This is a genomic window from Paracoccus sp. PAMC 22219, assembly GCF_000787695.1.
Classification (GTDB): domain Bacteria; phylum Pseudomonadota; class Alphaproteobacteria; order Rhodobacterales; family Rhodobacteraceae; genus Paracoccus.
In genome coordinates this window covers 1-14,507 of sequence record NZ_BBPH01000071.1, presented here as the reverse complement: position 1 = coordinate 14,507, position 14,507 = coordinate 1, and the positions used below count along the sequence as shown (strand labels likewise).

General features: G+C 64.8%; 13 protein-coding genes, 1 tRNA gene and 3 pseudogenes. 10 read left to right on the top strand and 7 right to left on the bottom strand.

Annotated elements, in window-relative coordinates:
• Positions 1-230, top strand: a 230-nt coding sequence (locus TY51_RS23320; protein ID WP_231558972.1) for a hypothetical protein, incomplete at its 5' end; no start/stop codon positions are given.
• A 151-nt stretch (positions 231-381) separates the two neighbouring features.
• Here the strand turns inward: TY51_RS23320 and TY51_RS21835 are convergent.
• The 5 genes from TY51_RS21835 to TY51_RS22585 all read right to left on the bottom strand — a co-directional run bounded on the left by TY51_RS21835 (position 382) and on the right by TY51_RS22585 (position 3,226).
• Positions 382-648: a hypothetical protein gene (locus TY51_RS21835; RefSeq protein ID WP_156117959.1), complete on the bottom strand. Its 267-nt coding sequence runs from the start codon at positions 646-648 to the stop codon at positions 382-384.
• Between the two features lie 83 nt (positions 649-731).
• A complete protein-coding gene (locus TY51_RS08545; protein WP_042248345.1) occupies positions 732-995 on the bottom strand; it encodes a hypothetical protein in 264 nt (87 codons plus the stop codon).
• A gap of 342 nt (positions 996-1,337) precedes the next feature.
• Complete coding sequence (locus TY51_RS24005; protein WP_255351397.1) at positions 1,338-1,472, bottom strand: hypothetical protein; 135 nt, start codon at positions 1,470-1,472, stop codon at positions 1,338-1,340.
• Between the two features lie 1,075 nt (positions 1,473-2,547).
• Positions 2,548-2,796, bottom strand: a complete 249-nt coding sequence (locus tag TY51_RS08535) for a DUF2188 domain-containing protein (protein WP_042248344.1) — start codon at positions 2,794-2,796, stop codon at positions 2,548-2,550.
• Between the two features lie 199 nt (positions 2,797-2,995).
• Positions 2,996-3,226, bottom strand: a complete 231-nt coding sequence (locus TY51_RS22585; protein ID WP_042248342.1) for a hypothetical protein — start codon at positions 3,224-3,226, stop codon at positions 2,996-2,998.
• 238 nt (positions 3,227-3,464) lie between these two features.
• Here TY51_RS22585 and TY51_RS08525 point away from each other — a divergent pair, with 238 nt between their 5' ends.
• The 4 genes and pseudogenes from TY51_RS08525 to TY51_RS20970 form a co-directional block, all read left to right on the top strand.
• Positions 3,465-4,301 (top strand): ArsR family transcriptional regulator, encoded by an 837-nt coding sequence (locus TY51_RS08525; protein ID WP_042248339.1) that lies wholly within the window; start codon positions 3,465-3,467, stop codon positions 4,299-4,301.
• A gap of 4 nt (positions 4,302-4,305) precedes the next feature.
• Complete coding sequence (locus TY51_RS08520) at positions 4,306-5,316, top strand: ArsJ-associated glyceraldehyde-3-phosphate dehydrogenase (protein ID WP_042248335.1); 1,011 nt, start codon at positions 4,306-4,308, stop codon at positions 5,314-5,316.
• Complete coding sequence (gene arsJ / locus TY51_RS08515; RefSeq protein WP_042248332.1) at positions 5,313-6,563, top strand: organoarsenical effux MFS transporter ArsJ; 1,251 nt, start codon at positions 5,313-5,315, stop codon at positions 6,561-6,563. The genes TY51_RS08520 and arsJ overlap by 4 nt, the downstream gene beginning before the upstream one ends.
• Before the next feature lie 18 nt (positions 6,564-6,581).
• Positions 6,582-7,387, top strand: a pseudogene (locus tag TY51_RS20970) (IS5 family transposase); the annotation flags it as partial.
• A gap of 1,210 nt (positions 7,388-8,597) precedes the next feature.
• On the opposite strand, the gene TY51_RS08500 reads toward TY51_RS20970, so the two are convergent.
• A tRNA-Ile gene (locus TY51_RS08500) sits at positions 8,598-8,674 on the bottom strand.
• Positions 8,675-8,780: 106 nt separating this feature from the next.
• Here TY51_RS08500 and purM point away from each other — a divergent pair.
• Both purM and purN read left to right on the top strand, forming a co-directional pair.
• A pseudogene (gene purM, locus TY51_RS08495) lies at positions 8,781-9,820 on the top strand (phosphoribosylformylglycinamidine cyclo-ligase).
• Positions 9,817-10,404, top strand: coding sequence for a phosphoribosylglycinamide formyltransferase (gene purN, locus TY51_RS08490; RefSeq protein ID WP_042248329.1), 588 nt, complete (start codon positions 9,817-9,819; stop codon positions 10,402-10,404). Before purM ends, purN begins: the two are co-directional and overlap by 4 nt.
• On the opposite strand, the gene TY51_RS08485 is transcribed toward purN, so the two are convergent.
• Positions 10,401-11,003 carry a thiamine phosphate synthase gene (locus TY51_RS08485; RefSeq protein WP_042248326.1) on the bottom strand — a complete coding sequence of 201 codons (603 nt, stop codon included), beginning with the start codon at positions 11,001-11,003 and terminating at the stop codon, positions 10,401-10,403. The two genes, purN and TY51_RS08485, sit on opposite strands and share 4 nt — an antisense overlap.
• A 68-nt stretch (positions 11,004-11,071) precedes the next feature.
• On the opposite strand from TY51_RS08485, the gene TY51_RS08480 reads away from it, so the two are divergent.
• The 3 genes and pseudogenes from TY51_RS08480 to TY51_RS08470 all read left to right on the top strand — a co-directional run bounded on the left by TY51_RS08480 (position 11,072) and on the right by TY51_RS08470 (position 14,446).
• Entirely contained in the window at positions 11,072-11,800 is a 729-nt protein-coding gene (locus TY51_RS08480) for an RNA methyltransferase (protein ID WP_042248324.1), read from the top strand.
• Between the two features lie 35 nt (positions 11,801-11,835).
• Positions 11,836-12,981 (top strand): heme A synthase, encoded by a 1,146-nt coding sequence (gene ctaA / locus TY51_RS08475; protein WP_042248321.1) that lies wholly within the window; start codon positions 11,836-11,838, stop codon positions 12,979-12,981.
• A pseudogene (locus tag TY51_RS08470) lies at positions 12,978-14,446 on the top strand (carboxypeptidase M32). The gene ctaA and the pseudogene TY51_RS08470 overlap by 4 nt, the downstream one beginning before the upstream one ends.
• Positions 14,447-14,507 lie beyond the last annotated feature (61 nt).

Below are 14,507 nucleotides of genomic sequence, written 5' to 3'. Positions count from 1 at the left end.
CGTTCAAGGACACCGGACGCGCCACCGAGCAGCGCGTCGGTCGGGAAAACGATTCACTGGATCGTTTTCTGATCCTCCCAACTCTATTGATCTATCATCGTCGGATGCACGCAGAACCGGCTCGCAAGATCCGACACGGTCTCCTCGCCTTTCAGCGCCTCAACTGCCACCTTCACCTTGAACTCGGGCGCGTGCGGCCTTCGTTTCGACATCGTCGATCTCCCTCGTAATGAAGATCAGCAGACAGCAAAAACAGAGCCTACGTCAGTGTCCAGCTTCCAGGGACAACCTCAATCACGTGCGTGGCGGACTGTGTGTATTGGAATGCCCGGCCAATCTGAACAGGAACCTAAAGCGATCCACTATTCTTGCCGACGTGGATCAGGGAAGCCAGATCTCTATCGTACCGTCTCTCGGGGTAGGGCGAAAGAAGGTGAAGTCCGACACTGTCGCCCGACCGCCTCCGCCGACCATGTCGCCGATGGCACCGGAAACATCCCGGTCGGCCGCGTGGAAATAGCGGATGCTCTGACGGTCCACGGCATAGCGGACCGGACGCGTCTCGACCTCTCCCGTACCGACGGCTCGGAGCAGGCGGACCAGTTCTTCGGAGCGCTGGAACCCGCCGCGTTCAGGATAGTGAATCACGACCCGCACTTGAGCGAGCGTTCGTGACAACATGGGGGAGGTCACTGCAGGAGGGCTCGGGCGGGGCGTCACGGATGGGGTGCTTACAGGGGTCGCGGCGACAGGTGCGCTTGGCGCGGGTATCGCCGCAGCCGGACGCTCAGGTCTGGGGGTCGGCGGCACCTCGGGCGCAGGCACCGGCGCGGGTTCGGCGGCTTGACCGGGCAGGGGGGCAGATGCCGCCAGATGTCCTGCGCGGTGGGCAGTCCGCCCCCGCTTGTCTGGGCCGCCGCCTGCGTGGCGATCAGGAAGGCGGTAATGCTCAGCGCCCCAAGGCGGGCATTCAGCTGGCTGCGGCGTCGGGTCATGGCACGGGCCTCTGCTGTGATGCGTGCGTGACAACGATCGGTCAGCCGCAGGGGTGAAGCGCAAGTTAATGGACCCATAACCGACCTCGCCACCGTGTCACGTCAAGTTAAAGTCATTGGCGCAGAACGGCAAAAAATCGCTTAAATTCAACGTTTAATTGAGTGGTTGGCTGTCGTTGTGTTGCGCAGGTTGTCATGTTTTGCGGTGATTGTCGGGTGGTCATCAAAACGCGATATCGTGGCTGCCGACTTGGGTGTCGTGCGAAAGGCATGGATAGGTTTATCCCGGATCCGCACAGTCGCGGGGTGACCATCCGCCAAGACGCCGCGCCTATCTATTACCTACAGCCTGTCGCGGAACATCGCAGGGTGGTTCAGGTTGGGCCGCGCCACGATGCCGGTCAGGCTCTGAATGGATATCAGGCACAGCAGATCCAGTTGGAGCTGGATGTCCAGATGATTGGTCGCCGCGTCCATGAACCGTTCTTATTCCCGCTGGGCAAGGCGTGGGCGATCCGGACACGCTGGCGCTCGTCGCCCGACAGGCCCAGCCAGATTTCGCCCCGCAACATGGTAATGTCCACCTGTTCCAGCGCCCGGTTGACCGACGCCATGTCGGCTGCTGAACATTCCTGTCGGGCTGTGTGAGGCCCATCATCACCACATCTTGGACTGTCACATTCATTTCGGTCGCGGCATACTGATAGAACAGCTCTACGCGGCATGCCAAGCCGCGCGACCCCATGAAGGCGATGTCGTGTCCGTCCAGCGTCAATTGCCCCCGGTCAAGCCTCCAAGGCCCCACCAAATGTCCCAGCAGCAAGGATTCTTCTCAACCTATTCGGCCCCAGCAGCCTCAGGATCGTTCTCGGTTCGACGCCCAGCAACACGTCCTACAGAATCGCCCTTCGCCTGACGCTCCAAGGCAGATCGCCAGCCGAAATACTTATGTCGCGCGTTGTGCGTGATACAGCAACGGCGAAAAGCACGGCGCGCCCACCACTGCTTGGGATGGCAGCAGGCGCAAATGGTCCGGTCTGATCAGAAACCATAGGGCATAAGGACGACCAGCCCGACTTAACCGATGCATTCGAAGTGCTGGCGGTGGTCGCGGTGAACCGTGCCGTCGATGCAACCCTCGAGATCAGCACACCCTCCACGACGATTCCCAATGATGCAGCCGCCTTGTGGCCAAGGGTGAACGCGTCCTGCGCGGGCGCGTACCGCGTTGAGAGGACAAGCCCGATCAGCAATGTCACGGCTGGCGGCTGGAATTCTGGCCATTCGCACACCGCCAGAACTGCCCAGTAGTCAAAGCGTCACGCGGCAATCCTGTCCTTCGGCTGCAAAAGCCAAATCTATATTTCAGGATCCGCGATCAGGCCGCATCGCGATACAGGCAGCGATTTCCGGTGGTGACCCCTATTTAATAAGGTGGTTTGTTAATCCCCCAGCGAACGGCGTCGGCAGTCAAACACGCCGAATCTGCATAGGCCAACTCATCTGGAACGGCAGTGAGCTTTGGCAAACGAAGAGGTCGCAAACGCTCCCCCTACGTCGCGCCGTCGCGGACATCGACTTCGGGGCGATCGTCGCCTGATACGCTTTCCTCACGCCAGACTCCCTCTGCATCCTGGTACTGAACGACCTCGGGCTCTCCGGCAATCTGCTGGCGCTCTGCGACGTCGTTCGCCACAGCGGTTGCAAGCTCCTTCGAAGGGTAGGTTTCCGAGAATACGTCGCCAAGCTTGTACGCCCAGCCACCGTCATGTTCGACAATTTCGTAAACGATATTGGTCATTCGATCTTTCCTCGATTGGGCGCCAGCACGTTCAAAGGTCTTCGGAATCGTGCCGATGCATTCGTCATCAGCGCTTCGATTAACGGTTGTCGCGTATCCTCTTTTCCTTTCGGAAGGCATGCGGATTGGTGATTTCCATCGTGGGGGGCGTGTCAAAGACAAGCAATCCACTCCCTTTGAAGACGCTTCCGTAGGAGGTTCAGAGCGTATTCGACCTCAGGGCGCGCAGCCATGCCATGGTCTGGCGCTGTGTCCTAAGGTCTTCCGGGAGCCTGCCAAACGCCGCGCCGACGTTCAGCGCATCAGGAGGACGCAGACCAGAAACCAAACCGGCCTCATTGCCCGGATGGCTGTCCTGCCCCGGCTCGACCGCGAACCGGACATGACGGCGACGGAGGTCCCGCTTCTGCGGGTCTCTGCGGAACGCCATGACAAGGTGCATTGGTGCGGGGCGATATTCTGAAAGGCGTCTGAGGCTGCAATTCCCACCCGCCGACAAAAATCGTCGAGCTCTGTATCGCCTATCCGCACAGAAAGCTGGATCGGATGGCGCCTCACACCTGATCCACAGCCAGCGCGGTTTTGGCCATTTGCTGTCGGCCCAGTGACGCGGTTCTGTCATGAAAGGTTCACTGGCGTGCGCCACATTATTCCATTATTCGGGAATCATGGAACATGACCGCGCCGCCCACGCCTTTGCCACCCTTGGCCATCCCGGACGCCTTGCGGTCGCCCGGCTGTTGATGCGCTTTGCCCCCCGTGCCGTCCGCCCGACAGAGATCGCGCAGGCGCTGGGGCTGAAGCCGAACACCTTGTCGCATTACCTATCCGACCTGACGGATTGCGGGCTGGTGACCGTGCGGCGGCAGGGGCGGTCGCTGCTGTATTCGGTCGATCTGGACGCGACAGGGCGCCTGCTGGGCTATCTGGCTCTGGATCTGGGGCGCGCGCGCCCGGACCTGCTGACCCAAATCCCCCCATCCGAGGAGACGACCATGACGGATACCGGATTCCACGTGCTGTTCATCTGTTCCGGCAATTCCGCCCGCTCGCTCTTTGCCGAGGCGCTGTTGCGCGATCTGGGCGGCGACAGGTTCGTCGCGCATTCGGCGGGCACGCGGGCGGGGACGCATCCGAACCCCCACGCGCTGCAGGTACTGGACCGCAACGGCCACGACACGACCGCCCTGCGGTCCAAGCACCTTTCGGAGTTCCAATCCCCGGATGCCCCGGTCATGGATTTCGTCTTCACCGTCTGCGACACCTCCGCGGCCGAGGAATGCCCCCCCTGGCCGGGCCAGCCGATCACCGGGCACTGGGGCTTGCCCGATCCGGTCAAGGCGCAAGGGACGGATGCCGAAAAGGCGTTGGTCTTTGCCCAGACCTACGCGGCCCTGCGCCGCAGGATAGAGGCGTTCGCGGCCCTGCCGGTGGCCAGCCTGGACCGCATCTCCCTTCAGAACCGGGTCGATCAGATCGATGCCCGCGAACTTTCCAAGGATTGACCCCATGACCAGAATCGCAGTGAACGGCTTGGGCCGCATCGGAAAGCTGGCCCTGCGCCGGATGATCGACCTTGGCATAGGGGACCAGATCGTCCTGCTGAACGATGCTGCGGGCGACGCGGAGCAGCACGCCCTGCTGATGGAGTTCGACAGCGTCCATGGCCGCTGGCCTGTTCCGGTCGCCGCCGATGGCGCGGCGCTGGTTCTGGACGGTCATCGCATCCCGCTGACCCATCACCGGACCATCGACGCCCTGCCGCTGCGCGATCTGGGCGTGGATCTAATCATCGACGCGACCGGCGTGTTCAAGACCGCGGACCGGATCACGCCCTATTTCGATGCGGGCGTGGCCCGGGTGGTGGTCAGCGCGCCGGTCAAGGATGGCGGAGCGCTGAACCTGGTCTATGGCGTTAACCATCACCTGTACGACGGCAGCCAGCGCATCGTGACGGCGGCCAGCTGCACGACGAACTGCCTGGCCCCGGTGGTCAAGGTCATCCACGAGGCCCTGGGCATCCGCCACGGGTTGATCACGACGATCCATGACGTGACCAACACCCAGACCATCGTCGACAGGCCTGCCAAGGACATGCGCCGCGCCCGGTCCGCGTTGATGAACCTGATCCCAACGACCACCGGCAGCGCCACGGCGATCACGCTGATCTATCCCGAACTGGCCGGCCGCCTGAACGGCCACGCGGTCCGGGTGCCGCTGCTGAACGCCTCCCTGACCGACTGTGTCTTCGAGGTCGAGCGTCCCACCACCGTCGATGAGGTCAACGCCCTGTTCGCCGCCGCCGCCACGGGCCCGCTGAACGGCATCCTGGGGTACGAGACGCGCCCGCTGGTTTCGACCGATTACGTCAACGATCCGCGCAGCGCGATCGTCGATGCGGGATCGACGATGGTCGTGAACGGCACGCAGGTCAAAGTCTATGCCTGGTACGACAACGAATGGGGCTATGCCTGCCGGCTGGTCGATGTCGCGCGGATGGTCGCGGGGCGGATGGCATGAACCCGGTCCGGGCCTATGCCTCGGTGACGGCGGCCTATTGGGCGTTCATGTTGTCGGACGGCGCGCTGCGCATGCTGGTGCTGCTGCATTTCAACGGCTTGGGCTTTTCGCCGGTGCAGCTGGCCTATCTGTTCCTGCTGTATGAACTTGCGGGCATCGTCACCAACCTGGCCGCAGGCTGGCTGGCGGCGCGGTTCGGGCTGGCCGCGACCCTGTATGCGGGTCTGGGCATCCAGATCGCCGCGCTGGCGACCTTGGCACAGCTTGACCCAACATGGGGCGTCACGGCCTCGGTGATGTTCGTGATGGCGGTGCAGGGCGCGTCGGGCGTGGCCAAGGACCTGTCCAAGATGTCGTCGAAATCCGCGGTCAAGGTGTTGGCCCCCGCCGCCGACGGTGGGCTGTTCCGGTGGGTCGCGGCGCTGACCGGGTCCAAGAACGCCGTCAAGGGCCTGGGCTTTTTCCTGGGCGCGGCGTTGCTGGCCTTTGCGGGCTTCCAGGCGGCGATCTGGGGGATGGCCGCGTTGCTGGCCGTGATCCTGCTGGCGGTGGTCCTGTTCCTGCCCCCCGGCCTGCCCGGACGCGTCACCTCATCCGAGGGTTGGTCGGGCTGGCGGTCGCGCGACAGCCGCGTGAACAGGCTGTCCTTGGCGCGCATGTTCCTGTTCGGCGCGCGCGATGTTTGGTTCGTGGTCGGCATCCCGATCTATTTTCAGGCCGTCCTGTCCGACGGCACTGCCGAGGGCCGTCGCGAGGCGTTCTTTCTGGTCGGCGGCTTCATGGCGCTGTGGATCATCCTCTATGGTGCGGTGCAGGCCGCAGCCCCGCGCATCCTCGGCGGCGCGGACCGCCCCGAGGCGCAGGTCACCCGCGACGCGGTCCGGTGGGCAGGCTGGCTGGTCCCCATCCCCTTTGCGATGGCCGCGGCGGTGCTTGCCGCGGGCGACCCGGCCCCTTGGCTGACGGCGCTGCTGGTGCTGGGCCTGCTGGCCTTCGGGTTCGTCTTTGCGGTGAACTCTTCGGTGCACTCCTACCTGATCCTGGCATTTGGTCAGGCACACCGGATCACGCGGGATGTGGGGTTCTACTACATGGCCAACGCATCGGGTCGCCTGATCGGAACGCTGCTGTCTGGCCTGTCCTATCAGGTCGGCGGGCTGCCCTTGTGCCTGGCCACGGCAGGCACGATGGCCGCGGCAAGCTGGTGGGCAGCCCGGCGCCTGCTGACCACCGATACCGCCTTATAGAGAACGCTCAATTAGCAGGTGACGCGGCTGCAGCCCTTCTTTCCCGAGAGGTGAGCCTGCGAACGCAAACCCCGCATCAATGACCAGCGGGTGATTATCGGAATGATCTTCATCAACCTCAATGGCTTGCGGTGGCGCGATGCGCCCAAGGAACATGGCCCGTCGGAGACGCTCTGCACCCGGTGGAAGCGGTGAAGGTGAGTGGCAAACGCCTTTGGTCTGCGTGCAGCCACGAACGGGGAGTCTTCGCCCGGACGATGGCTCGGCCGACCGCCGAGGCCGCCGTCCCGAAGACGGCAATGATCGACGCGACCTCTCTCAAGGCGCACCGCACTGCGATCAGCCTGCGGTCGAAAAGGAGCGGCCAGGCGACCGGAGGGGCCGTCTGATCGGCCGGAGTTCTCGGGTAACAGTCCGGTGGACTGTTTCCCCGAGAGCGCACGACATCAACACCAAGCTGCATGCCGTCACCGATGCCGATGGCCGCCCGATCCGGTTCTCGAGGGATTGGTCCTCGAACTCATGACGGCAGGCCAAGTCAGCGACGACATGGGTGCGGCAGCCCTGCCGGGCAGCTCGCCAAAGGCGGAGCGGTGGCTGGCCGACCGGGACCATGATGCCGACTGGTTCAGAGAAGCGTTAAAAGACAAGGGAATACCCATGACCCTGGGCCGGAAGTCGCGCGGCAAGCCAATCAGGCACGACAAGCGCCGCGAGAGGATCGAAATCATGTTCGGCAGGCTCAAGGACTGGCGGCAGGTCGCAACCCGGATCACGACAGATGTCCGAAGGTCTTCCTCTCCGCGTCAACGCATGCGTCGACCCCGCACCGCAACCGTCACGGTCTGACTATGAAACAAGAACGAGGCCTGACCCTAAGCCTCAGTTCAACCGCGCTTTGCGGGCTCTCGACCCTTCGCAAGGGGCTTTGCGGCTGGCGTGTGTATGACCGTCTTGCGTTTGACGAAGTCTCGTCCAGCATAACCTGTAAGGCCGAGGGTGCCGACGACGAGGTACGCTGTGTCATCAGGCAGTCGGGAGGTGACGCTCGCAGATAGTGTCTACAGAAGGGATCCCGACTTGACCGCGGGCTTCAGCAGCGGCTGAGACTATCGGCGAGGAGCTGCGGCCATGCACCCTCGCAAGATCGCCGAAGAAACCTGAGTGATGCTGGCAATAGATTAGTTCAGTGCGTTCTCCGCAACCTATCGTCACAGAGTGTGCTGCGCGTAGGAAGCTATAAGCGCGTCTTATGGCCATTTCCCCATTGCCGGATCTCATAAGCACCGCATCAGGGGCAGATCTGACTGGGCTAATTGCCCCAAAAGGTGAGAAAGCGAAAAAAATGCCGGCACTTGATTTGCAAACTTTCGAAACCCTAAAAGAGCATTCGCGCAGAACCATTGTCGTCTTGGCTCACACCAAAACGGGTGGTTACACGAATTTGTCTGCAGACAACATCGCCGCATTTCGGGATTACTAGGCAATCGGAACTGTGCATCGCGTCTCATTTGTGGCGGTGTCAGAATTCGCGGCGCAACTGTCGATGCCGTCCCACTGGACGGACAGCACGTTGGCCATGACAGTCTCTTGGTCTTCAGCCGGAGCAAGGCCGGTGCAAACGCCCACATCCCCTGGTCGTCGCAGTGGCCCATCGGCACGCCCACCTGAAGGGCAGAAAAGAGCCAGATGCTGGCAGCAGTCGAATGCAGTGCCGGGCACCCGACGTTCCTGCAGTCCGACTGTGATGCGTCCGAGAGCCTCAATTGGATCGGGCGACGTCATCAATGACGGCGCTGGAGCTGCCGGGCTGACGAGTAGCGTAAGGCACAGTTGACCATGATCTCGAAGAGTAGGGGATCGGCGGATGCGATCATGGTATAAGGCTGGAAAAAGACTTTGGCCGAGGCCCAAAAGGACAACCGCGCAACGGACGCGAAGCGGCTGGTTTCGAGATCGGAACATGGCCGGACCGAAGTGAACCATCCGGGTTTACCTGTGCACTTGCGCGCATATACCGGCTTGCTGTGGAGATGGTAGGCCCGGCAGGACTTGAACCCGCAACCAAGGCGTTATGAGCGCCCTGCTCTAACCAATTGAGCTACAGGCCCCCGCAGCACGCATTGCCTAGTGCCCGTACGCGGTCAGGTCAAGCTTGGGCGTTGCCCAACGGGTGCGGTTCCGCTATCGGGGGGCCGACATCAGCCAGGGGCCGACATGACACAGAACGGGATCAGCTATCGCGACGCAGGCGTCGACATCGACGCGGGGAACGCGCTGGTCGAACGGATCAAGCCCGCCGCCGCCGCCACGCAGCGGCCGGGCGTCATGGACGCGCTTGGCGGCTTCGGCGCGCTGTTCGACCTCAAGGCCGCGGGCTATGACGACCCGATCCTGGTCGCGGCGACCGATGGCGTGGGCACCAAGCTGCGCATCGGCATCGACACCGGCCATCTGGACGGTCTGGGCCAGGATCTGGTCGCGATGTGCGTGAACGATCTGGTCTGCCAGGGGGCCGAGCCGCTGTTCTTCCTGGACTATTTCGCGACCGGCAAGCTGTCGGTCGATGAGGGCGCCCGCGTGGTCGAGGGGATCGCCCGCGGATGCAAGGCCGCCGGTTGCGCCTGATCGGCGGAGAGACCGCCGAGATGCCCGGCATGTATCACGACGGCGATTTCGACTTGGCGGGCTTTGCCGTGGGTGCGATGAACCGCGGTGCCGCGCTGCCCGCGGGCGTGGGGCAGGGCGATGTGCTGCTGGGTCTGGCCTCGGACGGAGTGCATTCCAACGGCTATTCGCTGGTCCGCAAGGTCGCCGAACGCGCAGGTCTGGCTTGGTCCGACGCCGCCCCCTTTGCCGACACCACCCTGGGCGAGGCGCTGCTGACCCCCACGCGGCTTTACGTCAAGCCCGCGCTGGCCGCGATCCGCGCGGGCGGCGTGCATGCGCTGGCCCACATCACCGGCGGCGGCCTGACCGAGAATTTGCCCCGCGTCCTGCCCAAGGACATGGGCGCCGACATCGATCTGGGCAGCTGGCCGCTGCCCCCCGTCTTCGGCTGGCTGGCGCAGGCCGGCGGGATCGACATGTCAGAGATGCTCAAGACCTTCAACAGCGGCATCGGCATGATCCTGGTGGTCAGCGCCGACCGCGCCGATGCGCTGACCGACCTGCTGGCCCAGCAGGGAGAGGCCGTGCACCGCCTTGGCACCGTCACGCCGGGTGCGGGCGTGCGCTATTCCGGCACGCTTGCGTGAAACGGGTCGCGATCCTGATCTCGGGGGGCGGGTCGAACATGATCCGCCTGCTGCAGGACATGACCGGCGATCACTTGGCGCGGCCCGTGCTGGTCGCGTCAAACGATCCGCAGGCGGGCGGCCTGGCTCGCGCCGCCCAGATGGGCGTGCCGACCGCGGCCGTCGATCACCGCGCCTTTCCGCGCGACCGCGCAGGGTTCGAACAGGCGCTGCTGGAGCCGCTGCTGGCGGCGGAACCCGATATCATCTGCTTGGCAGGCTTCATGCGCATCCTGACGCCCGATTTCGTACAGCGATTCCAAGGACGGATGCTGAACATCCATCCTTCTCTGTTGCCCAAATACCCCGGACTCGACACCCATGCCCGGGCGATCGCCGCCGGTGACGCGCAGGCCGGTTGCACCGTGCACCTGGTCACGCCGGAACTGGATGCGGGGCCCCCTTTGGGCCAAGCGCGCGTACCGGTTCTGCCGGGCGACGACGCGGCGACCCTGGCCGCGCGGGTGCTGGTGCAGGAGCACCGCCTGTATCCGGCGGTGCTGCGTCGGTTCGCGTCAGGCGACCGGACGCCCGTGACGCTTTAGCCCCACAGCAGGGCGAGCGTCGCGGCCGGATCTTCCTGGGTCCAGATCTCGGGGCCCAGGGCGATGAAATCGGTGATGGGCGACAGTTGGGTAATCAGCTCGCGTGTGATGGCGCCTTCGGCCACGACCGGAACCTCGATCATGTCGGACCACCACTGGAACAGCTCCAGCTCCACCGGGTCGCCGCGATACAACGCGCTGTCGCTGACCGGGCCAAAGGCCACGTAATCCGCACCCGCCTCGGCTGCGTTCATGCCCTCGTGGCGCGAGGTTCCGCAGAACGCGCCGACGATCGCGTCGTCGCCCAGTTCCTTGCGGGCATAGCGGACGGCCTTGGCGCCGTCGTTCAGATGCACCCCGTCCAGCCCGTGACGCAGGGCCAGCTTGACGTGATCGTCGATCACCACGGCCACGTCGCGGGCATGGGCGATTTCGCGCGCCATGTCGGCCAGGCGGCCCAGTTCGTCCTCCTCGGCACCGCCGCGGATGCGCAGGCAGGCGGGGGCGACACGGTCCATCACCTCGGCCAGCATGGGGCCAAGGGCCGATGCCTGTGCACCGGCGGGCGTCATCAGATACAATTGCGGGGCGTCGGTCATGGCGGTCTCCTTTGTGTCGCAGATAGCGCAGCTTGCCCGCCGCCGCCAGACGGACTATCTGCCGGACCATGCAGATCGAACGCCAACCCGTCATCATCCTCGTGCGCCCGCAGATGGGCGAGAACATCGGCGCCGCCGCCCGCGCGATGCTGAATTTCGGCCTGACCGAGATGCGCATCGTCGATCCCCGCGACGGCTGGCCCAACCCCAAGGCCGTCGCCATGGCCTCGGGGGCTGCCGGTCGCGTGCTGGACACTGCCCGCGTCTATCCGACCCTGGCCGACGCGATGGAGGGCATCGATTTCGCCTATGCCACCACCGCGCGCGGCCGCGAACTGACCAAGCCTGTCTATACCCCGGCGACCGCCATGGCCCAGGCCCGCGCCCATGAGGGACGATCGGCGATCATCTTCGGGCCGGAACGCACGGGTCTGGAAAACGACGACATCGCCCGCGCCAATGCCATCGTGACGGTCCCGGTGAACCCGGATTTTCCGTCGCTGAACCTGGCCCAGGCCGTGCTGCTGATGGGATACGAATTCGGCCGCGACATCCTGCCGCCCGAACCCGCGCCCCATCTGCGCCGCGCGGAAGCCGAATCCCCCGCCGACCGCATCGAGATCGAGCGGCTGGGCGATCACTATGACGACCAGCTGACCCAGGCCGGGTTCTTTTTTCCGGAGACCAAGGCCGCGTCGATGCGTCTGAACATGCGCAACATGTGGTCGCGCCTGACCCTGACCAAGGGCGACGTGCGCATCCTGCACGGCGTCCTGCGTCAGTTGACCCGGCGCTGACCCGCCCCTAACCTTCGTCCCAAAGGAGCCCCGCGATGGCCAAGCGACCTGTCTTCCAGGAAGTCTCGGACCCGACCGCAGCCCGACCCGTCCAGACCACCGGCATGATCGACGCCCGCCCCCGCGGTGCGCGCCGGGCGATTCGCGCCTGGCTGGCGGTGCTGTTCGTGCTGGTCCTGGCGATGATCGTCGTGGGGGGCGCCACGCGCCTGACCGGATCGGGCCTGTCCATCACCGAATGGAAGCCCGTGACCGGGGCGATCCCGCCCATGAACGCCGCCGACTGGCAAAGCGAATTCGACCTCTATCGTCAGATCCCCCAGTACCAGGAACTGAACCGCGGCATGTCGCTGTCGGAATTCCAGTACATCTACTGGTGGGAATGGGGTCACCGCCTGCTGGGCCGCGTGGTCGGTCTGGTCTGGGCTTTGGGCTTCGTCTTTTTCTGGGCCACGTCGCGCATCCCCACCGGCTGGACGCCGCGCCTGCTGGGCTTGGGCGCGCTTGGCGGGCTGCAGGGCGCGATCGGCTGGTGGATGGTCAGTTCCGGCCTGAACGAGGGGATGCTGCGCGTCGCCTCGTACCGGCTGGCCACGCATCTGGGCATCGCCTTCCTGATCTTGGGCCTGATCACTTGGTACGTCCTGCAGCTGTCACGCTCGGAGGCTGAACTGCTGCGGTCCCGCCGCGCCGGAGAGGCCAAGCTGTTCTCCATGTCCACCGGCCTGATGCACCTGACCTTCGTGCAGATCCTGCTGGGCGCGCTGGTCGCGGGCATCGACGCGGGCCGCACCTATACCGGCTGGCCCACGATGGGCGGCGAATGGATCCCGGCGGCGATCTGGGACGGCACCTTGGGCTGGCGCAATTTCTTCGAGAACCCGGCGCTGGTCCAGTTCATCCACCGCATGACCGGCTATCTGCTGGCGATCTTCGCCGTGGTCGTCTGGCTGCGCGCGCGCCGGTCGCCCCACCCGGTGACGCGCGGCGCCTTCAGAGTGATGATCGTGGCGATGGCCGCGCAGATCGGGCTGGGCATCCTGAACGTGATCCACGCATCGCCGCTGCATCTGGCGCTGACGCACCAGTTCGGCGCGGTGGTGCTGTTCGCGATGATCCTGCGCGCGCGCCACCACGCGCGCTATCCCTTTGAAACCTCGATCCGAGGAGCGATCCGATGACCGCGCTGACCGACCTGCTGGCCTTCCAGCGCCAGACCGAAGCCCTGTCCTCCGTCGCCGAACGGCTGGGCTGGGACCAAGAGACCGTGATGCCGCGCGGTGCCGCCGAACAGCGCGCAGAGGAGATGGGCGCGATGGAGGAGGTTCTGCACGACCGCCGCACCGACGCCCGCATCGGCGAATGGCTGGACGCCGCCGATCCGCAGACCCCCGCCGACCGCCGTGCCGTGGCGCTGATCACGCGCGATTACGCCCGCACCAGCCGCATCCCGGCACGTCTGGCGTCCGAGCTGGCGCGGCTGACCTCGCTGGCGCAGGGCATCTGGGCCGAGGCCCGCGCCAAGGACGCGCCCGAGGATTTCCTGCCGACGCTGGAGCAGGTCCTGATGCTGAAACGCGAGGAGGCTGCCTGCCTCGCCGATGGCGGCGATCTCTATGACGCCCTCTTGGAGGATTACGAGCCCGGCATGACCGGCGCGCGTCTGGCATCGCTCTTCGACGCAATGCGCCCGCGACTGGTCACACTGCGCGACGACGTGCTGGGCGCCGATCAGCCGCAGGCGCTCAAGGGCCACTTCCCCCAGGAAACCCAACTGCGCCTGGCGCGGACCTGCGCCACGGCCTTTGGCTATGACTGGACGCGGGGGCGGATGGACCTTGCCGTGCATCCGTTCAGCTCGGGCCGCTGGCAGGACAGCCGGATCACGACGCGGGTGGTCGAGACCGACCCGTTCAACTGCCTCTACTCCACCATCCACGAGGTCGGCCATTCCAGCTATGAGCTGGGCATCGACCCCGATTATGCCTTCACCCCGCTGGGACGCGGCGTGTCGATGGGTGTCCACGAAAGCCAAAGCCGCATCTATGAAAACCAGCTTGGCCGCGGCCGTGCCTTCACCGGCTGGCTGTTCGAGCGGATGTCCGAGCCTTCGACGGCCTGAACATCACCGACCCCGACGCCTTCTATGCCACCGTGAACCGCGTCACCCCCGGCTTCATCCGCACCGAGGCCGATGAGGTGCAGTACAACCTGCACGTCATGCTGCGTTTCGATCTGGAACGCGACCTGATCTCGGGGCGCTTGGATACGCGCGACTTGGTCGAGGCGTGGAACGCCCGCTTCCTCAAGGATTTCGGCGTCGCTGTCGACCGTCCCGCGAACGGCGTTCTGCAGGACGTCCACTGGTCCGTGGGCCTTTTCGGCTATTTTCCGACCTATGCGCTTGGCAACGTCTATGCGGGCTGCCTGAACCAGGCCCTGCGCAGCGCGGTGCCGGATCTGGATCGCTCCCTAGCCCAGGGCGACGCAACCCCCGCAACCGAATGGCTGCGCGAGAACGTCCAGCGCCACGGCGGACTGCTGCCTCCGGTCCAGGTGATCGAGGCCGCTTCCGGCCAGACGGTCAGCCCCGAACCGCTGCTGGACTATCTGGAACAGAAGTTCAGCCGCATCTACGGCCTCTGACATGCAAGAAAGCCCCCGGGACTGCTTCCCGGAGGCTTCTTCGTTGATCAAGTATGCGGGG

Bases quoted from the DNA above. Each gene is read 5' to 3' on its own strand.
- TY51_RS08545 (WP_042248345.1), bottom strand. From the start codon at position 995: ATGACCCGACGCCGCAGCCAGCTGAATGCCCGCCTTGGGGCGCTGAGC.
- TY51_RS24005 (WP_255351397.1), bottom strand. From the start codon at position 1,472: ATGGACGCGGCGACCAATCATCTGGACATCCAGCTCCAACTGGATCTG.
- TY51_RS08535 (WP_042248344.1), bottom strand. From the start codon at position 2,796: ATGACCAATATCGTTTACGAAATTGTCGAACATGACGGTGGCTGGGCG.
- TY51_RS22585 (WP_042248342.1), bottom strand. From the start codon at position 3,226: ATGGCGTTCCGCAGAGACCCGCAGAAGCGGGACCTCCGTCGCCGTCAT.
- TY51_RS08525 (WP_042248339.1), top strand. From the start codon at position 3,465: ATGGAACATGACCGCGCCGCCCACGCCTTTGCCACCCTTGGCCATCCC.
- TY51_RS08520 (WP_042248335.1), top strand. From the start codon at position 4,306: ATGACCAGAATCGCAGTGAACGGCTTGGGCCGCATCGGAAAGCTGGCC.
- arsJ (WP_042248332.1), top strand. From the start codon at position 5,313: ATGAACCCGGTCCGGGCCTATGCCTCGGTGACGGCGGCCTATTGGGCG.
- TY51_RS08485 (WP_042248326.1), bottom strand. From the start codon at position 11,003: ATGACCGACGCCCCGCAATTGTATCTGATGACGCCCGCCGGTGCACAG.
- TY51_RS08480 (WP_042248324.1), top strand. From the start codon at position 11,072: ATGCAGATCGAACGCCAACCCGTCATCATCCTCGTGCGCCCGCAGATG.
- ctaA (WP_042248321.1), top strand. From the start codon at position 11,836: ATGGCCAAGCGACCTGTCTTCCAGGAAGTCTCGGACCCGACCGCAGCC.